This window comes from Mycobacterium sp. (genome assembly GCF_036488105.1).
In the GTDB taxonomy this organism is placed as follows: domain Bacteria; phylum Actinomycetota; class Actinomycetes; order Mycobacteriales; family Mycobacteriaceae; genus Mycobacterium.
The window spans coordinates 1-2,002 of record NZ_DASXHW010000054.1; the positions used below are offsets into that span (position 1 = coordinate 1).

Consider the following 2,002-nt stretch of genomic DNA (forward strand, 5'->3'; position numbering starts at 1 on the left):
CGCGACAGCAGGTACGCCCCACCGACGTCGGGGATAAAGCCGATACCGACCTCGGGCATGGCCACTTTCGACGTCTCGGTCACCACCCGGGTGTTGGCGTGCGCGCCGACCCCGACTCCGCCGCCCATCACGATGCCGTCCATCAGCGCCACGTATTTCTTCGGGTAGCGACCGATCTGACCGTTCAGCAGGTATTCGTCGTGCCAGAACCGGCGGGCCTCGACGCCGTCGGCGCGGGCGCTGTGATAGATCGCCACCACATCCCCGCCGGCGCACAGCCCACGCTCGCCGGCCCCGGCCAGCACCACCGCGCTGATCGCATCGTCGCGCTCCCACGCCGTCAAGACCGCGCGCAAACCAGAGACCATGCCCTGATTCAGCGAGTTGATCGCCTTGGGCCGGTTCAGCGTCACAAAACCGACGCCGCCCTCGACACGGCTCACAATGTCGTCGGATTCATCCGTCACGCGTGTGGTCTCCTTGATCAAGGCAGGGGTTGGGCGCACCTGCGCCGTACCGAGCAAAACAATGTGTCCCGGCAGGTCTACGCCGCGGAGATGCCGCCGTTGACGCTGATCGCCTGCCCGGTCAACCGCGCCGCCGCCGGGCTGCACAGAAACACTGTCAAAGCGGCGATGTCGTCGGCCGTTGGCACACCGAGCTGGGCTTGCTGTGCCGCTCGGGCGAAGAGTTTGCCGCTGAAGCCGTCAGCCATGATGCGCTCGGTGGAGGCGGTGCCGTAAACCAGGGACGGCGTGAGCGCGTTGGCGCGGATGCCGTAGCGCTTCTCCTCGATCGCAATCGTTCGGGTGAACATGACGATGGCCGCCTTTGCCGCGCCGATAATTGCTTCACCTGGCGTGGCAGTCTTGGCCGCATCGGATGCAACATTCACGACGACACCGCTTCGGCGATTGCGCATGCCCGGCAGCACCGCGCTGGCCATATGCATCGACGGCAGCGCCAGTTGGGTAAGCATCCGACCGATGTCGGCACCGGGAATGTTGATGAACAGCTCAGGCCGCACGTCGGCCGCGGTGCTGCACATCAGGATGTCGATACCAGACAGGATCCGGTCTGCCTCTGCCGCAATAGCTGCAGCGGCACCAGGATCCGTTGCGTCGCCGACGACAAAGTGTGCGGCAGCCCCGAGTTCGCCGATCGACTTCGCGGCCAGCTCGCCGCGTTCGGCGTTGCGACCGGCGATCACGATCCGAGACACGCCGGCCGCGGCGAGCGCCCGGGCCGAGGCCAGCCCGATGCCGGCCGTGCCGCCAACGATTAATGCCGTTGATGCGTCAAGGTCTTTGGGTGCCGGCAGATCCGCCCTGGTCTCAGTCATGCGTTCGTCCTCGCCATAGGAAGCTCCGATACACGCTGTAGCCACTGCAGAAGGTCATCGATCACCTCTGCCCGGTTGATCTCGTTGAGGATCTCATGACGACCGTCGTTGTAGACGCGGACAGTGACATCAGTCAGACCCGCGGCGCGGTAACGGTCTACCAGCGTCCACAGCAGAGTGAGACCGCCGTTGACGGGGTCCTTCGATCCCACTGCCACGTACATCGGCAGGTCGCGTGGCATGCGCGCCACTTCGGCGGGGTCGGCGAGTCTTCGGGCACCGACAAACATGTCTTCCGCCGACGCGGCGTCGATACCGAATCCGCACAGCGGATCGGCGAGATACGCGTCGACGACGGACTCGTCGCGCGAAAGCCAGTCGAAATCGGTTCGGGCCGGCTGGAACGGAGCATTGAAGGCAGAGAGGTCCAGATCGTTGGAAAGGTCCAACGCCGGCTCAAGAAGGTCGAGCGCAGTGGTCCCGGTCAATGCGACCGCGGCGACATCGGCGCCATGATCCAGCAGAAATTGTTGAGTCGCAAACGAACCCATGCTATGGGCAACAATCACAACCGGCACATGAGGATGGTCTGATTTCGCTCGGGCGATCACCAGATTCAGATCGTCGACTAGCGCCGACCAGCCATTAGGTCCCAGCTGG

Annotated in this window: 3 protein-coding genes; all 3 read right to left on the reverse strand. The window is 64.4% G+C overall.

Annotated elements, in window-relative coordinates; genetic code table 11:
• Window positions 1–467, reverse strand: a 467-nt coding sequence (locus VGH54_RS02800; protein ID WP_331510412.1) for an enoyl-CoA hydratase/isomerase family protein, incomplete at its 3' end; no start/stop codon positions are given.
• A 77-nt stretch (window positions 468–544) separates the two neighbouring features.
• A complete protein-coding gene (locus tag VGH54_RS02805) occupies window positions 545–1,342 on the reverse strand; it encodes an SDR family NAD(P)-dependent oxidoreductase (protein ID WP_331510413.1) in 798 nt (265 codons plus the stop codon).
• Window positions 1,339–2,002: alpha/beta fold hydrolase (locus tag VGH54_RS02810; protein WP_331510414.1), on the reverse strand; the 664-nt coding region annotated here is incomplete at its 5' end. The genes VGH54_RS02810 and VGH54_RS02805, both read right to left, overlap by 4 nt.